Annotated in this window: 23 protein-coding genes and 1 tRNA gene; 11 read left to right on the top strand and 13 right to left on the bottom strand. The window is 65.0% G+C overall.

Annotated features, from left to right (window positions below; all coding sequences use genetic code 11):
- Positions 1 to 152 precede the first annotated feature (152 nt).
- The 3 genes from IB268_RS15610 to IB268_RS15620 all read left to right on the top strand — a co-directional run bounded on the left by IB268_RS15610 (position 153) and on the right by IB268_RS15620 (position 4,193).
- On the top strand, positions 153 to 842 hold the full coding sequence (locus IB268_RS15610; RefSeq protein ID WP_013392535.1) for a response regulator transcription factor: 690 nt from the start codon (positions 153 to 155) through the stop codon (positions 840 to 842).
- A 115-nt stretch (positions 843 to 957) separates the two neighbouring features.
- Complete coding sequence (locus tag IB268_RS15615) at positions 958 to 2,337, top strand: sensor histidine kinase (RefSeq protein WP_156337320.1); 1,380 nt, start codon at positions 958 to 960, stop codon at positions 2,335 to 2,337.
- A 194-nt stretch (positions 2,338 to 2,531) separates the two neighbouring features.
- On the top strand, positions 2,532 to 4,193 hold the full coding sequence (locus IB268_RS15620) for an MFS transporter (protein ID WP_054451052.1): 1,662 nt from the start codon (positions 2,532 to 2,534) through the stop codon (positions 4,191 to 4,193).
- Between the two features lie 90 nt (positions 4,194 to 4,283).
- Here IB268_RS15620 and IB268_RS15625 read toward each other — a convergent pair whose 3' ends face one another.
- Positions 4,284 to 5,255 carry a fimbrial protein gene (locus IB268_RS15625; protein ID WP_082400689.1) on the bottom strand — a complete coding sequence of 324 codons (972 nt, stop codon included), beginning with the start codon at positions 5,253 to 5,255 and terminating at the stop codon, positions 4,284 to 4,286.
- A gap of 473 nt (positions 5,256 to 5,728) precedes the next feature.
- A complete protein-coding gene (locus IB268_RS15630) occupies positions 5,729 to 5,938 on the bottom strand; it encodes a hypothetical protein (protein WP_054451050.1) in 210 nt (69 codons plus the stop codon).
- 148 nt (positions 5,939 to 6,086) lie between these two features.
- Between IB268_RS15630 and IB268_RS15635 the strand changes: the two genes are divergently transcribed.
- A complete protein-coding gene (locus tag IB268_RS15635; protein ID WP_054451049.1) occupies positions 6,087 to 6,986 on the top strand; it encodes a recombination-associated protein RdgC in 900 nt (299 codons plus the stop codon).
- 76 nt (positions 6,987 to 7,062) lie between these two features.
- On the opposite strand, the gene IB268_RS15640 is transcribed toward IB268_RS15635, so the two are convergent.
- From IB268_RS15640 to IB268_RS15660, 5 genes are all read right to left on the bottom strand, one after another.
- Entirely contained in the window at positions 7,063 to 8,499 is a 1,437-nt protein-coding gene (locus IB268_RS15640; protein WP_119450549.1) for a diguanylate cyclase, read from the bottom strand.
- 141 nt (positions 8,500 to 8,640) lie between these two features.
- Complete coding sequence (locus IB268_RS15645; protein WP_054451047.1) at positions 8,641 to 9,933, bottom strand: aspartate carbamoyltransferase; 1,293 nt, start codon at positions 9,931 to 9,933, stop codon at positions 8,641 to 8,643.
- A gap of 97 nt (positions 9,934 to 10,030) precedes the next feature.
- Positions 10,031 to 10,444: a hypothetical protein gene (locus IB268_RS15650; protein ID WP_054451046.1), complete on the bottom strand. Its 414-nt coding sequence runs from the start codon at positions 10,442 to 10,444 to the stop codon at positions 10,031 to 10,033.
- Positions 10,445 to 10,447: 3 nt separating this feature from the next.
- Positions 10,448 to 10,879: a BPTD_2524 family lipoprotein gene (locus IB268_RS15655; RefSeq protein WP_054451045.1), complete on the bottom strand. Its 432-nt coding sequence runs from the start codon at positions 10,877 to 10,879 to the stop codon at positions 10,448 to 10,450.
- A 172-nt stretch (positions 10,880 to 11,051) separates the two neighbouring features.
- Positions 11,052 to 11,183, bottom strand: coding sequence for an entericidin A/B family lipoprotein (locus tag IB268_RS15660; protein ID WP_042792633.1), 132 nt, complete (start codon positions 11,181 to 11,183; stop codon positions 11,052 to 11,054).
- A gap of 180 nt (positions 11,184 to 11,363) precedes the next feature.
- On the opposite strand from IB268_RS15660, the gene IB268_RS15665 reads away from it, so the two are divergent.
- Complete coding sequence (locus IB268_RS15665) at positions 11,364 to 11,723, top strand: hypothetical protein (protein ID WP_054451044.1); 360 nt, start codon at positions 11,364 to 11,366, stop codon at positions 11,721 to 11,723.
- A gap of 66 nt (positions 11,724 to 11,789) precedes the next feature.
- Positions 11,790 to 12,197, top strand: coding sequence for a hypothetical protein (locus IB268_RS15670; protein ID WP_054451043.1), 408 nt, complete (start codon positions 11,790 to 11,792; stop codon positions 12,195 to 12,197).
- Positions 12,198 to 12,209: 12 nt separating this feature from the next.
- Here the strand turns inward: IB268_RS15670 and IB268_RS15675 are convergent, their stop codons facing one another.
- The 4 genes from IB268_RS15675 to IB268_RS15690 form a co-directional block, all read right to left on the bottom strand.
- Positions 12,210 to 13,481: a TIGR03862 family flavoprotein gene (locus tag IB268_RS15675; RefSeq protein WP_054451042.1), complete on the bottom strand. Its 1,272-nt coding sequence runs from the start codon at positions 13,479 to 13,481 to the stop codon at positions 12,210 to 12,212.
- A 286-nt stretch (positions 13,482 to 13,767) separates the two neighbouring features.
- The gene (locus IB268_RS15680) at positions 13,768 to 14,112 is read right to left on the bottom strand and encodes a hypothetical protein (protein ID WP_054451041.1); all 345 of its coding nucleotides are present in this window, start codon (positions 14,110 to 14,112) and stop codon (positions 13,768 to 13,770) included.
- A gap of 193 nt (positions 14,113 to 14,305) precedes the next feature.
- Positions 14,306 to 14,382 (bottom strand) — tRNA-Met (locus IB268_RS15685).
- A 20-nt stretch (positions 14,383 to 14,402) separates the two neighbouring features.
- Positions 14,403 to 14,783 carry a hypothetical protein gene (locus IB268_RS15690; protein WP_054451040.1) on the bottom strand — a complete coding sequence of 127 codons (381 nt, stop codon included), beginning with the start codon at positions 14,781 to 14,783 and terminating at the stop codon, positions 14,403 to 14,405.
- Between the two features lie 169 nt (positions 14,784 to 14,952).
- Here IB268_RS15690 and IB268_RS15695 point away from each other — a divergent pair, with 169 nt between their 5' ends.
- Positions 14,953 to 16,392: a PLP-dependent aminotransferase family protein gene (locus tag IB268_RS15695; protein ID WP_054451039.1), complete on the top strand. Its 1,440-nt coding sequence runs from the start codon at positions 14,953 to 14,955 to the stop codon at positions 16,390 to 16,392.
- The gene (locus tag IB268_RS15700; protein ID WP_054451038.1) at positions 16,389 to 16,952 is read left to right on the top strand and encodes a DedA family protein; all 564 of its coding nucleotides are present in this window, start codon (positions 16,389 to 16,391) and stop codon (positions 16,950 to 16,952) included. The genes IB268_RS15695 and IB268_RS15700 overlap by 4 nt, the downstream gene beginning before the upstream one ends.
- A gap of 6 nt (positions 16,953 to 16,958) precedes the next feature.
- On the opposite strand, the gene IB268_RS15705 is transcribed toward IB268_RS15700, so the two are convergent.
- Both IB268_RS15705 and IB268_RS15710 read right to left on the bottom strand, forming a co-directional pair.
- Positions 16,959 to 17,186, bottom strand: coding sequence for a hypothetical protein (locus tag IB268_RS15705; protein WP_223283424.1), 228 nt, complete (start codon positions 17,184 to 17,186; stop codon positions 16,959 to 16,961).
- Positions 17,187 to 17,430: 244 nt separating this feature from the next.
- The gene (locus IB268_RS15710) at positions 17,431 to 17,676 is read right to left on the bottom strand and encodes a hypothetical protein (RefSeq protein WP_054451036.1); all 246 of its coding nucleotides are present in this window, start codon (positions 17,674 to 17,676) and stop codon (positions 17,431 to 17,433) included.
- Between the two features lie 184 nt (positions 17,677 to 17,860).
- Here IB268_RS15710 and IB268_RS15715 point away from each other — a divergent pair, with 184 nt between their 5' ends.
- The 3 genes from IB268_RS15715 to IB268_RS15725 all read left to right on the top strand — a co-directional run bounded on the left by IB268_RS15715 (position 17,861) and on the right by IB268_RS15725 (position 19,385).
- On the top strand, positions 17,861 to 18,466 hold the full coding sequence (locus IB268_RS15715) for a hypothetical protein (RefSeq protein ID WP_054451035.1): 606 nt from the start codon (positions 17,861 to 17,863) through the stop codon (positions 18,464 to 18,466).
- Between the two features lie 109 nt (positions 18,467 to 18,575).
- A complete protein-coding gene (locus tag IB268_RS15720) occupies positions 18,576 to 19,034 on the top strand; it encodes an Lrp/AsnC family transcriptional regulator (protein ID WP_054451034.1) in 459 nt (152 codons plus the stop codon).
- 42 nt (positions 19,035 to 19,076) lie between these two features.
- Positions 19,077 to 19,385: a hypothetical protein gene (locus IB268_RS15725; protein ID WP_054451033.1), complete on the top strand. Its 309-nt coding sequence runs from the start codon at positions 19,077 to 19,079 to the stop codon at positions 19,383 to 19,385.
- Positions 19,386 to 19,427: the final 42 nt, after the last annotated feature.

A 19,427-nucleotide genomic window follows, 5' to 3' on the forward strand; every position in this document is an offset into this window, starting at 1 on the left:
TTATGGCATCGGATTATACTGTACATAAAACCAGTGTGCCAGTGTTTTGCACGTATACCCTGAGTGGCAAGCATGGCGCCCTATGCCAGAATGCCAGACGAACCCGGCGTTTTGTCCCCTTTGCGCCGCGGGGCCTTTTCTCACTGTAGCCCATGCGTATCCTGATCGCCGAAGACGACAGCATCCTGGCCGACGGCCTGTCCCGTTCGTTGCGCCACAACGGCTATGCCGTGGATGCGGTGCGCGACGGACTGGCGGCCGACTCGGCGCTGGCGGCCCAGGCATTCGACCTGCTCATCCTCGACCTGGGCCTGCCGCAACTGGCCGGACTGGAAGTGCTGCGCCGCCTGCGCGCCCGCAATTCCGCCCTGCCGGTGCTCATCCTGACGGCTGCCGACAGCATCGAACAGCGCGTCAAGGGCCTGGACCTGGGCGCCGACGACTACATGGCCAAGCCTTTCGCGCTGTCCGAGCTCGAAGCCCGCGTGCGGGCCCTGACCCGGCGCGGCGCGGGCGGCGGCGCCACCATGATCAAGCATGGCCGCCTGCTGTTCGACCAGACCGGCCGCGTCGCCATGGTCGACGACCAGACCCTGGACCTGTCGGCGCGCGAAGTCAGCCTGCTCGAGATCCTCCTGACCCGCAGCGGCCGCATGGTCAGCAAGACCCAGCTGGTCGACCACCTGTGCGAATGGGGCGAAGAGGTCAGCACCAATGCCATCGAGGTCTACGTCCATCGCCTGCGCAAGAAGCTGGAGCCCAGCGGCGTGAAGATCGTGACCGTGCGCGGCCTGGGCTACTGTCTTGAGCGGGACCAGGGTGCGGCGTACCTCGCAAGCTGAAGCGGCGCCGCCGGAAGCGCTGAACCAGGAAGCACTGGATGTCATGCGGGCGGGGGCCAAGGGCCCCAGCTTCGCGCCGCCGCAGCGCTCCCTGCTGGGCGAAATCCTGGACTGGATGCTGGCGCCGCTATTCCTGCTGTGGCCGATGAGCGTGGCCATCACCTATGTGGTGGCGCAGAACATCGCCAACGTGCCCTACGACCGTGCGCTGGCCAATAATCTTCATGTGCTGACGCTGCAGGTACATGCGCAGGACGGCCGGGCCGTGCTGAAGATGACCAACACCGCGCGGGAAGTACTGCACGCGGACGAGACCGATAGCGTGTTCTGGCTGGCGCTGGGCAGCCGCGGCGAATACCTGGGCGGCGACCGCGCCCTGCCCCTGCCTTCCACCGTGGGCCAGCCCCGGCCCGGCGAAGTGCAGTACGAGGACGCGACCTTGCGCGGCTTCGGGGTCCGGCTGGCGTTCACCTGGGTGGACCTGCATCTGCCCGATACCCAGCCGGCGCTGCTGATCGCGGCCGAGACCGTCGAAAAGCGCACCCAGCTGGCCAACGACATCATCAAGGGCGTGATCATTCCGCAGTTCGTGGTGCTGCCTGTCGCCGTGCTGCTGGTGTGGTTCGGGCTGTCGCGCGGGGTGGCGCCTTTGAACGCGTTGCAGCAGCGCCTGCGGGCCCGCCGGCCCGACGACCTGTCACCCATCGACGAGCGCGCCGCGCCCACCGAGATCGCGCCCCTGGTGGCCGCGATGAACGACCTGCTGGACCGGCTATCGTCCAACGTGCAGGCGCAGCGCCGCTTCGTCGCGGACGCCGCGCACCAGCTGAAAACCCCGCTGGCCGGCCTGCGCACCCAGGCCGAACTGGCCCTGCGCGACGCCAGCCCCGAGGAAATGCAGTCCAGCCTGCGCCAGCTCGTGACCGGTTCCGAGCGCGCCACGCGCCTGGTGAACCAGTTGCTGTTGCTGGCCCGGGCCGAAAACCCCAGCGCGATCGGCATGACCCGCACGGACATCAACGCCATCGCCTACGAACAGGCCATGCACTGGGTGCCGCAGGCGCTCTCGCTGAGTACCGACCTGGGCTTCGAAGGCTCGGACCACCCGGTCGAGATCAACGGCAACCCGCTGCTGCTGGCCGAACTGCTCAACAACCTGGTGGACAACGCGCTGCGCTACACGCCGCGCGGCGGCCACATCACGGTGCGCACGCAGATCCTGGGTGCGCATGCGGTGTTGGAGGTAGAGGATTCCGGCCCCGGCATCCCGCCTGAAGAGCGCGAACGGGTGTTCGACCGCTTCTACCGCGTGCTGGGCACCCAGTCCGACGGCAGCGGCCTGGGCCTGGCCATCGTGCGCGAGATCGCCCAGAAGCACCAGGCCAGCGTCGAAATCAGCGATCACCCCACGACGTATTCGAACCTCCCCGGTATGCGGATTCGCGTGATCTTTCCGCTTTACGCCGAGTTGTCAGACCTCTCCGACGTCTCCTAGGACTATCCCTAGCCTCCCAGGGAACAGTTACTTTCAGTTTCAATTTTAAGACTCAAGTAAGTATCCCGTCAGAACCTCGTCAGCCTCACCCCCCAATGTTGCATATAGCTCAATGTCGGCTCGCCGGCGGCGGGCGCAGCACGGCGGACCACCGCCGGCCATAAAACCGAGGAGACATCATGAGCACAACAACCATGGCAGGCCGCGGTCCATCCGCGGATCCGCGCCCGATGACCAAGGATGAACGCCGCGTCATCTTTGCGTCGTCGCTGGGCACGGTTTTCGAGTGGTACGACTTCTACCTGTACGGCTCGCTAGCCGCCATCATCGCGCAACACTTCTTCTCGGGCGTGAACCCCACCGCGGGCTTCATCTTCGCCCTGCTGGCGTTCGCCGCCGGTTTCGCCGTGCGTCCGTTCGGCGCACTGGTGTTCGGCCGACTGGGCGACCTGGTCGGACGCAAGTACACCTTCCTGGTCACGATCGTGATCATGGGCCTGTCCACGTTCCTCGTGGGCGTGCTGCCCAGCTACGCCAGCATCGGCCTGGCCGCTCCCGCCATCCTGATCGTCCTGCGCCTGCTGCAAGGCCTGGCGCTGGGCGGTGAATACGGCGGCGCGGCGACCTATGTCGCCGAACACGCGCCGCATGGCCGCCGTGGCTTCTACACGTCCTGGATCCAGACCACCGCGACCCTGGGCCTGTTCCTGTCGCTGCTGGTCATCCTCGGCATCCGCACGTTCATGGGCGAAGACGACTTCAAGGCCTGGGGCTGGCGCATTCCGTTCCTGATCTCGGTCGTCCTGCTGGGCATCTCGGTGTGGATCCGGTTGCAGTTGAACGAATCGCCGACCTTCCAGCGCATGAAGGACGAAGGCAAGGGTTCCAAGGCGCCGATCGCAGAATCGTTCGGCCAGTGGAAGAACCTGAAGGTCGTGATCCTGGCGCTGCTGGGCTTGACCGCCGGCCAGGCCGTGGTCTGGTACACGGGCCAGTTCTATGCCCTGTTCTTCCTGACGCAGACGCTGAAGGTCGACGCCAACACCGCCAACATCATGATCGCGATCGCGCTCCTGATCGGCACGCCCTTCTTCGTGATCTTCGGCGCGCTGTCCGACAAGATCGGCCGCAAGCCCATCATCATGGCCGGCTGCCTGATCGCCGCGGCGACGTACTTCCCGATCTTCCAGGGCATCACGCACTTCGCCAACCCGGCGCTGGAAAAGGCCCAGGCTTCGGCGCCGGTCACCGTGATCGCGGACCCGGCCACCTGCTCGTTCCAGTTCAACCCCGTGGGCACCGCCTCGTTCACCAGCTCTTGCGACGTGGTCAAGTCGTTCATGGCCCGCAACTCGGTGAACTACAAGAACGAAGCGGCCCCGGCCGGCTCGGTCGCCAAGGTCAAGATCGGCAACGACGAGTTCGCCTCGTTCGACGGCAAGGCCCTGGCGCCCGCCGACTTCAAGGCCAAGGCCGCCGAACTGGACAAGTCGCTCACCACCGCCATCCGCAGCCACGGCTACCCCGCCAAGGCTGATCCGGCCCAGAGCAACAACGTCATGGTCGTGGTGCTGCTGACCATCCTGGTGATCTACGTGACCATGGTCTACGGCCCGATCGCCGCCATGCTGGTGGAAATGTTCCCGACGCGCATCCGCTACACGTCGATGAGCTTGCCTTACCACATCGGCAACGGCTGGTTCGGCGGCTTCCTGCCCCCGGTCGCCTTCGCCGTGGTCGCCGCCACCGGCAACATCTACGACGGCTTGTGGTATCCGATCATCATTGCAGTCATGACCCTGGTCATCGGCACGCTGTTCGTGCGCGAATCCAAGGACAACGACATCAACGCTTAAAAGGCCATCCCCCGCCGGACGGGACTGCTGCGCCCGCCCGGCCTTTCAAAAGCTCCTTATGGAGCTTTTTTTTTGCGCGCGCATTGGGGGCTATGGATAGCTCATCGTGAACGTCGCCCGGCCATTGGCCGATCCACCCTTGACCGTGGCCCCGGTTTGCACGTAGCTCGCCGACAGCGGGATCAGGAACGTGCCATTGGCGGCCGCCCCCGCGTACCAACGATTGGGGTTGTCCTGCGCAGCCGAGTCGGGGCCATAGCTGATAAGCGTCGTCCCGCTCTTGACCTGAATGCCTAAACCCTGCGCCGTTGACCCCGAGGTCAGCGACAGCACGGCCGTGCGGTTGGAAGGCGCAGTCTGGTCGGTCAAGGTCAGATGGATGTCGGTGGTGCGGCCGGCGTCGCCACCCGAGCACTGCAATGCGATGTTGAAGCTCTCGGACTTCGAAGTGCTTCCCACCCCAGAGAACTTGCTGGCTGGAATGGTGCCGAGCGGGACGGGAATGGACGGCGTGGCGACTTTGCAGGTAGGGATCACCGGCTTGACGGTGACACTGCCCCGCCAACTGTAGCGCAAGTACTGTTCAGCGCCGACCTTCCATTCCGCGAATATCCCGCTCAACGTTCCGCCGGTTGTGATCGGCCCGGTCTTCACCAGTTCGACCAGAAGGCTGTGAGTACCCATCGTGCCCGACCATGAGTCGGTGCACGAAGACGGCCACCAGACTTTGGTGCAAGATCCCGAGCTTGTGAACTTCAGCCTGTAGCCGATCCCCGAAATCCCAGAATCGTAGAGATTGTTTCCCTGGTAGGTCTTCGAACCCACGAAATCAATCCTGAACGTACCGGAACTGCAGCCACCGCTACCGCCACTGGATGCATTGACAGAACCGCTCCAAAGCGTGGCGCCGACAGTAAGCGCAGGGTCGAAGGCAATAGAAGCGGGACCTTGAAGCGTGAACGCGTACGGATTCGTACAAATTGCCGCCGAGCTGTCGTTTGCAAACAAGTGCGACAGGACAATTGCGCCAGCCGCAGCCAGGAGCCGGACTGCTTTCTTCATGTTTCACCTCGCATCACGCATCACCTCGCCGAAAAGTACGAGTTCTGAGTACCGAAGACCGGCATCGACAAACCTCGATAGCGAGAGAAAAGTGTATTTTTTCGACCCGAGGCGGAAAATCAGCCCAGTCCCAGACCAAGGTCGCCGACGATAGGCCCTGTCCGAATTCGCCTATGTCGCTCCATCGCAATTGAGTCCGCACTTTCAGGACCATGTCAGACCCGCGCCATTAGACTGGGCGCTCAGATTACGGCCTTGCGCCAGATTGACCGACGATTGATCCCCCTGTCGGCCGATTGCAGGGCCAGTGTTCTGACACCGATACCGCGTTCCCCGCGAGCCTTTTATGACGCGGTATTGCGTGCTCCCGTACCGGCCCGGCCCTCAATGAGCCGGGCCGCTTTTTTTTGCCTGCGCGCGAAAAAATGGCGACCCTGCGGTCGCCATCGGCGGATCTTGCAGACAGCCCGCAGTCAGCGGCGCATGCCGACGCCGATCGCCACCACGCCGGCCACGATGGCCGCAATGCCGGCCCAGGCCGGAATCGCCACCGACTTCTCGGTCTCGGCGGTGGCCTTCACCGAACCGATCTGCAGCACGGTCTCCTCGGACTTGTAGTTGAAGCCCTTGTAGGCCAGGGCGGCGATACCCAGGCCGATCAGAATGGCGCCGATGATCTTCATTTTTTATCTCCAGTTCGACTTGCTGCGCGGACAGTAGCGCATCGGCCCGCCGCTGTCAGTGACAGAAGGTGTCGCGTCACGCTGCGGTATTGCCGCACTTCGGCAAAGCGGCCGGGTCGTATAGAATCAACCCTTTTGGCCGACGCTCATGTGGTTCAAGAATCTCAAGATTTATCGCCTCTCCTCGCCGTGGACGCTGGTCGGCGACCAGCTTGAAGAAACGCTCGCGCGGCATGCCTACCAAAGCGGCAACAACCTCGAAATGCAAAGCCTGGGCTGGGTTCCTCCGCGCGAGAACGGCGGCCTGGCGCATGTGGTCAACGGCCAGATCCTGCTGAGCCTGCGCGCCGAAAAGAAGCTGCTGCCTGGCACCGTGGTGAACCAGGTCGCCAAGGCCCGCGCCCAGGAAATCGAAGAGCAGCAAGGCTACAAGCCGGGCCGCAAGCAAATGAAGGAAATCAAGGAACGCGTCACCGACGAGCTCCTGCCGCGCGCCTTCAGCGTGTACCGCGACACGCGCGTCTGGATCGATCCGCAGAACCATTGGCTGGTGATCGACGCGGCCGCCTCGGCCAAGGCCGACGAAGTCATCGGCCTCCTGGCCAAGTGCGTGGATCCGTTCCCGCTCGAAAACCTGTACGTGGCGCAGTCGCCGGCTTCGGCCATGACCGGCTGGCTGGCCGAGGACGAGGCTCCGGCCAACTTCTCGATCGACCAGGACACCGAGCTGCGTTCGTCGGGCGAAAGCGGCGCAGCGATCCGCTACGTCAAGCATTCGATCGACGCCGATGACGTGCGCCGCCATATCCAGTCGGGCAAGCAGTGCACCCGCCTGGCCATGACCTGGGCCGACCGCATTTCGTTCGTGCTGACCGAAGGCCTGGACGTCAAGCGCGTCGCGCCCCTGGACGTGCTGAAGGAAGGCAACGAAGGCGTGGCCGCCAACGACGACGAGAAGTTCGATTCCGACATGATGCTGATGACGGGCGAATTGGCCAAGATGATGGCCGAACTGGTCGACGCGCTCGGCGGCGAAAAGAAGGTGTAAGCCGCGGGCGCCATGGCGCCAGGCAAACCGCGGGCCGCCCCTGACCGGGCGGCCTTTTTCATGCGCGCGCCGGGCCTCAGGCCGCCACGGCGCGGTCGCGGCCGGCCTGCTTGGCCTGGTAGAGCGCCTGGTCGGCGCGGTCGATCAGATAGGCATAGTCCGGGTGGCCGTCGAAGGTCGCCACGCCAATGCTGGCCGTGATATGCAGCGGCCCCGCCTCGGGGATGTTGAACACATGGCGGCGGATCTCCGCGCCCAGCTTCTCGGCCGTCGCCAGCGCGGCCTCCTGCTGCGCATCCACCAGCACCACGAGGAATTCCTCGCCGCCGTAGCGGAACACGAAATCGCTGGAGCGGCACGATTGGTGCAGCACTTCCGCAAACTGGCGCAACACCTGGTCGCCGCCCGAATGGCCGTGCTGGTCGTTGATGGCCTTGAAATGGTCGATGTCCAGCAACAGGACGGAGAATGCGCTGCGCTGGCGCCGCGCGATCGAGATTTCGCGCCCGACCACCGAGGGCAGGAAGCGCCGGTTCAGCACATTGGTCAGCGGATCGCTGCCGCTCTCGATCTCGGCCACCATGTCGAACAGGCCGTTGAGCAGATGCTTGATGCGCGCCACCAGTTCCTGCAATTCGCGCACGTGGTCCGGCATCGAGGCGGCGAGCCCCTGTTCTTCGCCCCGCATCAATTGCGGCAGCACTACCGAGTCCAACTGCGCGACGGCGTCCGTGATCTGCTGCAGGCCCGGAGCGCTTTCGAACATCGCCCCGCCCTTGTGCTGCAGCCACAGCCCGAATTCCGAGGCCGCAAGCCGCGGCAGGCTTTGCCCTGGCGCACGGTAATGCAAGCCGATCAGCACCGCCTGGCTCCATTCCAGCAAGGCGGCGCGCTGGCGTTCGCGTTCCGTGGAAATGTTCTGGCCCAGGGCGAAAAGGCGATAGGCCTCGTCGTTGCGGGCGCCGCGGCTGATGTCGCGCATGAAGGCGCGGCTCATCTGCTCGACCGCCAGGTCGAACAGATTGCACACGTACTGGGTGGCGACCGATGCGGCCATGCCGTCCAGGTCGCTGGCGCGCAGGCGCAGCGCGATCTCGTTCTTCAGGATGCGGGCGCCCGCCATCACCAGATGGATCGGAATGTGGACGCGGGCGTGCACCTCGCCCACTTTTTTCTGCGTAGCCATCAGGACGGCGATGTCGCCCTGGTCGCGCACGCACAGGAGCCCCTTGAGCCAGCGGGTCATGCCCGCGTGCAAACGGCTGGATACGATGTCGTGGGACAGGCGGGGGCCGGCTTCGGCGTCGGCCAGCAGCGTGGAATAAAAGGCGTCGACCAGGGCGGACAGGCTGTCGCCCACCACTGCGGCGACCTGCCCGCGCGTATAGGCGTCAACCGACTGGTAGACCGCTATCCAGGCCTGCTCGTCGGATGCGCTCAGGTAGCACGCCTGGCCGGATGCGCCGGCGTGCCGATCGGAAGATGGCGCGACGCCAACACTGCTAGTAGACATAGATAATCCGTCCGTAGGCCCTACGGCGTGTCCGGAAACGACACGCGACAGAAAAAGCCAGCGCGGATTATGCTTGAAAACCCCGGCTCCAGGCCGCGTAGCGGCTGGAGTCCAAGGGGTATTCGACCCGCCGCCGCGCGCTTATTCGAGTCCGTGGAAAGCGGAATCGTCCGGACCCACGTGCGACGGATGCTGCCAGGTCACGTCGCGCAAGGAGTGCTGCACCAGGCCCTCCACGCCCAGCAGCACTGCGAAGATCGCCATGCGGATGGGAATGCCGTTGTCGGTCTGGCGGAAGATGGCCAGGCGCGGATCGTGGTTCAGGTCCACGCTCAGGTCGTTGGCGCCGGGACGGCTGTCGCGCGGCAGCGGGTGCATCACGATGGTATCGGGGCCGCAGTAGGCGTCGATGATGGCGCGGCTGATCTGGAAATCCGGCGTGTAGCCTTCGTTTTCTTCGTTGGCGAAGCGCTCTTTCTGCACGCGCGTCGCGTAGATCACGTCGGCGCCGGCCAGACCTTCGGCCAGCGTGCTCTTCTGCTCGATGATGTTGCCGTTGCGGCTGGCCTGCTCGATGATGTAGGCCGGCATTTCCAGGCCCTTGGGCGACACCAGCGAGAACTTCACGTTCTTGTACAGCGCCATCAGCTTGATGAGCGAGTGCACGGTGCGGCCGTACTTCAGGTCGCCGACCATGGCGATGTGCGCGCCGTCCAGCAGTTTGCCCAGGCGCGAGAACTCGGTCAGGATCGTGTACAGGTCCAGCAGGGCCTGGCTAGGGTGTTCGCCCGGGCCGTCGCCGCCGTTGACCACGGGGATGTTGGTGGCGCGCGCGAATTCCGCGACCGAACCCTGGTCCGGATGGCGGATGACCATGGCGTCGACGTAGCCGCTCATGACGCGGCTGGTGTCGTAGATCGACTCGCCCTTGGCCATGGACGAGAACGTGAAGCCGGTGGTGTCGCAGACCGAGCCGCCCAGGCGGCAGAATGCCGAACCGAAGCTCACGCGGGTACGGGTGCTGGCCTCGAAGAACAGGTTGCCCAGCACCGCGCCTTCCAGCACGCGCGACACTTTCTGGCGGCGGGCGATGGGCTGCATCATGTCGGCCACGCGGAACAGGTCCTCGACCGATTCACGGGTGAACTGGTCCACCGACAGCAGTTGGTGCTTGCCTTCCACGGCGATGCGGTCACGCAGCGGACCTTCTTGTACGCTTTGCGTATATTTTTCCAGCAAAACACCGTTCTGGACGATTTCGCTGACGAAGCGCTGCACCACTTCCGGCATGGCGCGGAATTCCTGCGAGCCCTCGGGCAGCAACCAGGTATCAAGCGCCCGGCGTTTGACGCCGATGCGGGTCGCGAACACGTCGCGGGTGAGATTCAGGCGCCGCATGGCGTCGCGCAGGAAGGCTTGCTGGGAAATGGTCATGACGGGCCCCGAACAGGAGATTTATATACGCACTGCGCATATTATTCTCAACACAAATTCAAGTCCAACACTTTTGCGCACACGGGTTTACCCGCAACTACCGCCTCGCATAGGCGGTCGTCGTCTGAGGCGCATCCGTGACCGCCTGTCCAGCCGCCAGCCAGCAGGCGGCGCAGAAGGCAAGCGCACTGATCAGATAACAAACCATGGCCAGAAGCTGCGCGGGCCAGTGGGCACGCGTCAGATGTCCGGTGTAGCCCTGGCGCAACAGGCTGACCTGCGCCAGGTAGGCAAACAGAATTCCCAGGCAGGCGGCCAGCAGGCCGCCCAGCAGCAGCGCCAGCGGCAGTTGCAGATCCGGCGCGGCGATATCGCCGCCGACCACGCCCAGCGAAAACCCCGTCAGGACCAGCGCCGCGCCCCCATTGAGCCAGCCCAGGAAGCGGAACGCCCCCGCCAGCAGCGAGAACGACAGGCCGCTAGCACGGATCTGCTGGGCGCGGGCATCCATGGATCAGCCTTCGCCGCCCTTGCGGCAGACCGGCGTTGCGCTCTGGATGGAGGCGCGGGCAGCGGCGATTTCAGCAGCGTCCCAACGCCCTTCGCCCAAGACCGTGATGGTTACCTTGGCGGTGGAGGGGCTGGCGCTTTCGGCGGCAATCAGTTCCAGCACCTTGGCGGGTTCCGTCACCTTATAGAGCTGCACTTCGTCCGGCGCACCCTTTTCGCCCTTCACGTGGCGCCAGGCATAGGCGACGTTATAGGCGTGCTGCACTTGCACGTGGCAGGTGCGCACGTACTCGCCGGCCCGGCGGAAAGCCGCTTCGTAGTTGGTATTGACGGTGAAGGTCTCCGTGACGACGGCATCGGATTCGTAGACCCCTTTGCTCGCGCAGCCGGCCAACAAGGCCGCAAACGCCATTCCCAACCACAAAGACTTGCGCATGACACTTCCCACGATCGAATTCAACTCCGCGAATTATGCCAGGGGGAAAGCCCTCGCATCGCCTCCCGCTTGCAGCTCCTCCCTACGTAGCGCGCCAACAAAAAAAGCCGCGAGAGGGATGCCAAGGCATGTCTCGCGGCTTCCAGGCCGGATTGCGGCGCAGGGCGCGGGCCTACTTGGTGGCGGCGCCCTCTATCTTCTCGCCGCCCCGCTGGATATCCTTGCCTGCCCCCGCTACGGTGTTGCAACCGGCCGAGAGCGCGGCGATCGAAAGCAACATGACGAGAAAGACTTTGTTCTTCATAGACATCTCCTGTCTGGGCTTGGAAAGTGAAGCCAGCATACCCCAAAGACCCTCATTTGCGCATCGACCGGACCGGCTCGCGGCGGCTCCCCTATGGGAGGCTGAGCCGGGATCAAACGCCGTTGGAAAGGCTTGCGTTCGCCTGTCGCGCATTTAGCGCCAATCGATTAGGATGCGGACATGACCAAGAAACACACATCGCAAAGCGCCGGCTCGGCCCACCAGGGCTGGGGCTGGGAACAGCCGCAGTGCCGCGGGCAGGCGGCTTTGGCGCTCTTCATCGACGATCTCCATCGCATTTTGCAGGCGCATGCCGCTGGCAAGCTGGCTGAAAGCAGCACGCTCGCCGACGCGCAGCAGAACGTGAACGAATTGCTGGCCCGCTACAACGAAATTGGCGCCGCACCGGATATTTTCCTCGGCCAATCGGTCGAACTCAAAGAGGGCGTCGACCGCGATGGGGTGTCCCATACGGTACCGATTTTTTCGGCACGCCTGAAAAAGTCATTGGTATCGATGCTGGGCCAAGGCCCGGCCTGAAACGCCGCCCGGCTTGCCTGCAGGCTCAGGGCCATAACCAGAACAGTCACCACAGGAGACCGCACAATGAAGAATACCGACAACGTCGTAGAGTTCCTGCGCCTGCTGTCGCTGGATGTCTCCCTGGGAGCCGCCGCCCAGCATGCGGCCAGCCAGGCAGACGCGCCGCTGGCCCTGGCCCGCCTGGCCACCGCTCACGGCTTGCCTTGCAACGCATCGGACTGGTCGGCCTTTGCCCGCAGCTGCCTGGACAGCTCCGACCTGACCGAACAGACCGCAGTCCCCGAAGAAGCCACCATCTGGCAACTGGTGCAGGATCCCGCGCACGGCACGGACATTCCGGCCAGCGCGATTACCCGCGTCATCGGCATCGTCACGCAACCGGAAGGGGGCGAACCCGTCGTGGGCCACGTCGTCGGCGATCTGGCGCCGCGCGCGCCGCTGGGCCTGGCGCCCTATTCCTCGGGCTCCTGAGCTCATGCGGCTTCAGGCATCCGCCTGGCCGCGCCCACCCGATCGCAAGAATTCAATCGCCCCGGCCGCGGCGGCCACGCCGCTCGCCATGCAGGCCGTCAGCAGATAGCCGCCTGTCGGCGCCTCCCAATCCAGCATTTCCCCTGCGCAGAACACGCCAGGGATTTCGCGCAGCATCAGGCCGGAATCCAGCGCGGCGAACGACACGCCGCCTGCGGTGCTGATCGCTTCGTCGATAGGCCGCGCACGCAGCAGACGCAGCGGCAAGGCCTTGATGCGCAGGCCCAGCAGCTCGGGGGCGCGGAAATCTTCCGCCGAGGCGCATTCGCGCAGCAACCCCGCCTTGACCCCGGTCAGCCCCAACCGGCTTTGCAGATGGCTGGACATTGACCGCGAGCCGCGCGGGTGCGTCACGGCAGCCATCACTTTCTCCTGCGACCAGTCCGGAGCCAGATCCAGCATGGCGACGGCATGGCCTTGGGCATCGATACGGTCGCGCAGCGGCGCGGACAGGGCATACACCAGGCTGCCTTCTATGCCGGTTTCCGACACGACGAACTCTCCCTGACGGGCGGGAGCCACGCCGGCTGCGGTTTCGCAGGCCATGGCCACGGATTTCACGGGCTGTCCCGCATAGCGTTCGCGAAAATGATCCGACCACGCCACGTCGAATCCGCAATTGGCCGGCCGCAGCGGCGCGACCGCAACGCCGTGCGCTTGCAGTCCGTCGACCCAGGCGCCATCCGATCCCAATTTGGCCCAGCTGCCTCCGCCCAGCGCCAGCACCACGGCGTCAGCCGCGTAGCACTGCTCGCCCTCGGGCGTATCAAAGCGCAGCGCGCCCGGGCCAGGCCGGGAACCCGCCGGCCATCCCAGCCAGCGGTGCCGCATGTGCAGGCGCACGCCGCCGGCGCGCAGCCTGGCCAGCCAGGCCCGTAACAGGGGCGCCGCCTTCATCTCCTGGGGAAAAACCCGGCCGGACGAACCCACGAAGGTCTGGATGCCCAGTCCGTGGGTCCATTCCCGCAATCCGTCCGCGTCGAGCGCCTGCAGCCAAGGCGCGACATGGGACGCGCGGTCGCCGTAACGCGCCAGGAACGGCTCGGCCGGCTCGCTGTGGGTCAGATTCAGGCCGCCCCGCCCCGCCATCAGGAACTTGCGGCCGACCGATGGCATCGCATCGAACACATCCACCTGCACGCCTTGCGCGCTCAGGCGCTCGGCGGCCATCAGACCGGCGGGACCGCCGCCGATGACGGCGACGCGCGCGACAGCTGGACTCATGGCGTCGGCGCCTTCAGGCCGCAGGAATGGATACGCGTAGCACTAAGCATGGGGAACGGACCGGGAGGGAATGGCAAAACAGGGGCGGGCACGCCAGGGAGGGAAAAGATTGTCGCATAGCCGGACCGTCGTGCAGGAGGGAAGCAATAAACGCCCCAGTGGGGCGTTTATTGACCGGCGTTACCAAGTCATTGTTCTGGCGGGGAAAACCCGAAATGCGCAGAGGCTATCCCAAGGCTTGTCCACAGTTGCTGTGGGTAATTCAACCTGGGCTCGCGGCCAGGATTCAGGCGTGGGCGGCCGACTGCATCGGGCCGGACCAGGGTTCGGCGTCGATCTGGAAACGCAGTTCCTGGTATTCGCCATCCACCGAGACGGACGGCAACAGGCCCGCGCCCAGCGCCTGCCCCAGCGCACGGCGGCAAAGGGTTTCAGGATCGTCGGGCAAGGACTGGAACACCCCGTCCGGTATGCGCAGGCGCAGCATCGCCTGGGGATCGCCACGTTCGGCGGGCCTGCCGATATGGATATGGGCGGGATAGCCATGGGGGCACCAGATGCCCACGTGGTACTTGCCGTCAGCGCCCGTATCGGCGACATAGCCGGGATGATCGTATTTTGCTGTTCCCATGGACCCTCCTCGAGTGCGGCAACCTAGCGCGCGTGACCCATGGTAGCGCAGGGCTGCGGGCCTGTGCGGCCGTGAACACCAGGGAAAGTCCGGACTGGAACAAAGGTTTGACGCAGAGCAAGCGGCGCGGGAAATCCTGCCGCAAGACGAAAAAAAGCCGCGATTAGTATCGCGGCTTTCTTCTGCTTGAAACTGGTTGCGGGGGCAGGATTTGAACCTACGACCTTCGGGTTATGAGCCCGACGAGCTGCCAGACTGCTCCACCCCGCGTCTGATGTGTGAATCATACATCATTTTGAAATCTTGTGCAGCGCACCGAGGGAATTTTTTCGGCTTCTGGCCAAATCCAGCCGAAAAAATGCGGCCGCTGCCTGAAAAAAACGCTGCGCATAGCCCGGTACATCCATGCATATCACCTCGGCCTGGCCGATGGCCGTGACCTGCGCCACGCCGCCGTAGCCCAGGCCATGCCCCTCACCCGCATTAATGCGCACCGATACCGCGCGAGGCAGTCCGCCCGCGGCTTCCGGGCCATTCACGGGTTCCTCGATCCGCACGCTGCCGCTGACGCACACCAGCGTGGCGCCGGCGCGCAGGACCAGTTTCCGGCTGGCGCCGGCGGCAAGTTCCAGGCGGCGGGCCTGGGCATCTGGGGTGTAAGTCGCAATCATCGTCGTCTCCTGTCGGACAACTACAGACTACGCGCGCCCTGCTATGCGCAACAGTCACACCCCTGAGGTTTCTGTACCGATGCAGATCCTCGATTTCGTCGCTGTTATGGTGTACTTTGCTTAAATCTGTGCCTAGTCTCACACCAACCTCGGGGAGCATGATCGGCGCATGGATCCGCAACCGCTCTATCTACGCCTGGCCAACCATTACCGGCGCGCCATCCAGACCGGCGTGCTGGCGCCCGCCCAGCGCATGCCCTCGGTCCGCACGCTAGTGCGCACCCACCACGTCAGCCTGTCCACGGCCTTGCAGGCCTGCCGCCAGCTGGAAGACGACGGCCTGATCGAAGCGCGGCCCCGCTCGGGCTACTTCGTGCTCAAGCCCCGCCGCAACACCATCCCGCCCGTGGACGAGCCGGACATCCGCCAGGCACTGGGCGCGGCGCAATACGTAGGCATCCACGATCGGGTCTCGGACTTCGTGGCCAAGTGCGAAGCGCATCCGGTCAGCGCCAACTTCGCCCTGGCCGCGGCAGTGCCCGAAGCCTATCCGCTGGAAGAACTTAAGCAGGCCATGATCCGCGCTCTGCGCCAGTCGCCGCAGGTGCTGGTCAGCCCGGTTCCGCCGCAGGGGCATCCGGACCTGCGCACCGTGCTCGCCCGCCGCGCACTGGCCAACGGCATCAACGCCACGCCGGACGACGTCATCGTCACGCATGGCTGCATCGAGGCGCTGAACCTGGCGCTGCGCGCGGTGGCGCGCCCCGGCGACACGATTGCGGTCGAATCGCCCGCCTACTTCGGCCTGCTGCAGATCCTGGAAAGCCTGGGCATGCGGGCGCTGGAGATTCCCACCAGCCCGCAGCACGGCCTGTCGATCGAAGCGCTGGACCTGGCGTTCCAGACCCACGGCAACATCCGCGCCGTGGTGGTGGTGCCCAATTTCCAGAACCCGCTGGGCTGCGTCATGCCCGACGCGGAAAAGGCGCGGCTGGTTGCGCTGTGCGAACGCCAGCAGGTGCCCCTGATCGAAGACGACACCTACGGCGCGCTGACGGACGACGACACGCCGCTGGCCGCCGCCAAGTCCTGGGACGCGACCGGCAACGTCATCTATTGTTCGTCCATGCACAAGACGCTGGCGCCAGGCATGCGCCTGGGCTGGCTGCTGGGCGGCCGCTGGAAGGCCCGCATCGCCATGCTGAAGTTCGCCCAGAGCCGGCCCAACGAACCATTGGCGCAAATTGCCGTGGCCGAGTTCATGGGCTCGCGCGCCTACGACCGCCATCTGTCGCGCCTGCGCCGGCACCTGAAGATGCAGCGCGACCAGACGGCCGAGACCATCGCTGCGCACTTCCCTTCCGGCACCCGCCTGAGCGTGCCGCAGGGCGGCATGCTGCTTTGGGTGGAGATGCCCGACGGACGCTCGGGCATGGACGTGTTCGAAGCCGCGCTCCGGCAAGGCATACGGGTCGCGCCGGGCGCCATGTTCTCCAATGGCACACGCTACAACCATTTCCTGCGCATCAGCTGCGGACAACGCACCACGCCCGAGATCACCGCTGCGCTGCAAACGCTCGCGCGCATCGTGGGCGAGCGGCCCAGATGAATCCCGCCCTGCACCAGTTCATCGTCGACTACGGCCTGTGGGCGGTGCTGGCCGGCACGCTGCTCGAAGGCGAAAGCGTGGTCGTTTTCGCCGGCTTCCTGGCACACCAGCACCTGCTGCACCTGCCCTATGTGGTGCTGTGCGCGTTCGCCGGTTCATTCCTTGCGGACCAGGCCCTGTTCCTGCTGGGCCGCCGCTATCGCGATCATCGCTATGTCCGGCGCATCCGCGAGAAGCCCGCTTTCGAAAAGGCCTTGGCCGCGGTGGACCGCTATCCGCACGGCTTCATCCTGAGCCTGCGTTTCCTGTACGGCCTGCGCACGGTGGGGCCAGTGGCGCTGGGCGTGTCGAATGTGCCGCCGCTGCGCTTCCTGGTGCTCAACGCCATCGCCGCCGCCATCTGGGCGGTGTGCTTCAGCACCCTGGGCTATCTGTTCGGCCAGACGATCGAATCCATGCTGGGACGCCTGCACGGCGTCGAGACCAAGCTGGCCGTGGCCATCGCGATCGGCGTGCTCATCTGGCTGGCTTATCACCTGCTGGGCAGGCGCCGCAAATAACTGCGCTCAGACCACCAGCTTGCCGCTGGCGCGCAGCACATAACGGCGCCGCGCGTTGCGGTACCAGCGGCCCACCAGGGGCAAGCGCGCCAGGCGGCGCAGGATGGGGTGGCGCTGGTCGAAGTCGTGCCAGGCCTTGAAGCCATGCCCCATGCGCTCCCAGCTCTGGCGCGCCTCGGGGGAAAGTTTGCCGGGGTCGAACGCCGCCAGCTTTGCTGCTTCCGAGACGCGCATCGCGATCGATCCGCCCCGGCATTCCAATGAATACTGATTCCGCATGGGGCCGCATATTACCCGGCTTGCGTGACCTGCGGCAGCGTGCAGCAAGCGCTGCCGCAGCGAGCAAATGGAGCCAGCTTTGACCGCCCCATGCAAGCCTTTGTAATTAAAGGAAAATGAACATCTATGCCCGCACTATCCCAAGGCTTGTCCACAGAAGTTGTGGGTAACTCCCGCAAGCCTGGACCCGCAAGCCAGCCTATTTCAAGGCGCCCAGAATCATGTCGCGCACGCTCTCGAAACCGGCCACGTACTGCGGATTCTCGGAGCGGGCCAGCAGGCTGGAATAGTTCTGTTCGAGCTGGGCTTCGATGGCCTCGCGCAGGCCGGGCGAAGCCTTGGCCAGATGCAGCATCGACAGCACGGTCGAATTCAGCGCATCGATGCGGCCGCCTTGATGCGAAATGGTATGCACGATGACGGCGATTTGTTCCTGGATGTCCATGTGTAAGCCTCCTGGCATTGAAGTCGGCGCAAATCCTAGCACGGCGCCACGCCGGCCCATGCTAGGCAAGCCCTGCGCGCCGCGCTAGCATGAAGCGTAGCCGCAGAGGCACGGCGGCGCACGTCACCGGCTCCGTCTCCAGGGCTGCGCGCCCGCGAGCATCCGGTGCAACCGGAGGCCTCCGATGAAGACGATCCAGAACTACGTTGCGCCGGACGCCCAGTCCATGCGGCGCCTGCAGGACCGGCTGGGATACAGCGACGCGCGCATGGCGGAGCTTGCCGGACTCGACGCAGCCATTCCCTGGCACAGTTTCATCGGCGGCCCCGAACCGCGCTCGCTGGGCCGCCAGCGCCTGTTCTACGTGGCGGCCCGCCTCACCTTGGACGAAGCGCAATGGCAGCGTGTGCTGGCGGCCATGCATGACCTGGGCGCGCGTTTCGATTATCAGGACACCCGGCATCCCGACGCCCTGCCCGCGCCGGAACCCGTCGCCGACGAAGAGCGCAAGTTCGGCATGTTGCTGGTCAGCCGTAACGGCTCCTTCCACGAAATGGAGCAGTTGCGCGAATTCGCGCATTTCGCGCACGAGGCCGATGTCAGCCGCTATGTGCATTCGGCCTTCTACGATAGCGACATCGATCTGTGCCGCTTCAGCTTCGCCGACCACGACGGCCTGGACGATGCCAGCCGCGATCGCATCTTCGATGCTGCGCGCAAGACCATCACGCGCTTCGAGTTCGACGGGCGCATCTATCAAGGCGGCATTCCACCCGAATCCGATGGCTAGCGCCTGGCGCCATGCTGGCGTGCGAGGGCCGGCTGCGCATTGACGCGGGCAGGCCCGGGCCTGTACCGTCGGCACTCGCGCCCTCTCGCTCCATGCCGCCCATTTCCGTATGAACGAACGACTCGACGCCATCGACCGGCAACTGCTCAGCCTGCTGCAAGCCAATGCGCGCGAACCCGCGGCCATCCTGGCGCGCAAGCTCGGCCTGGCCCGTACCACGGTGGTGGCGCGCATTGCGCGGCTCGAACGCGAGCACATCGTGGCGGGCTATGGCGTGCGCCTGGGGCGCTTGCTGGAAGAAGCGGCGGTGCGCGCCTATTGCTTCATCAGCGTGCTGCCCAAGACTCCCGCCGCGGTCATACGCGAACTGGAGAAGATGCCCGAAGTCGAGGAGGTCTCCTCGGTCAGCGGCCCCTACGATTACCTCATCTTCCTGCGCTGCGAAACCCACGAACAGCTGGACGAACTGCTGGACCGCATCGGCCTGATCGACGGGGTCAAGCAGACCCAGACTTCCATCGTCCTGAGCCGCAAGCTCGACCGCCGCAGCGCCGTGGCCGCGCCATGAAATGATGGTGTAATTGAGGTAATCGCCATTCCAGGACGCCTCATGTTTGCACGCCTTGCCCCCGCCGCCGTATTGCTTGCCCTGCTGACCGCCTGTTCCAGCATGAGCGAGGTCACGCCCGCCGGCAAGGACACCTACAGCGTCACCCACAGCTCCGGCTCGCAGATGATGACCTGGGTGGAAATCAAGAACCAGGCCCTGCTGCGGGCCGAACAGTATTGCCAGTCGATCGACCGCAAGCTGGTCAAGCCCAAGATCACCTCCAACCACGCGACCGGCCTGGGCCCCAAGCGCGCCACCGTGACCTTCGAATGCGGCGTCATCGAGCCGCCCAAGAATTCCTCGAAGTAAGGCGGCGGCCCACCCAGATCCGCAACACAACCTCAGTCCCCG

The sequence above is a fragment of the Achromobacter sp. ACM01 genome, assembly GCF_014851745.1.
Taxonomy (GTDB): Bacteria; Pseudomonadota; Gammaproteobacteria; order Burkholderiales; family Burkholderiaceae_B; genus Achromobacter; species Achromobacter aegrifaciens.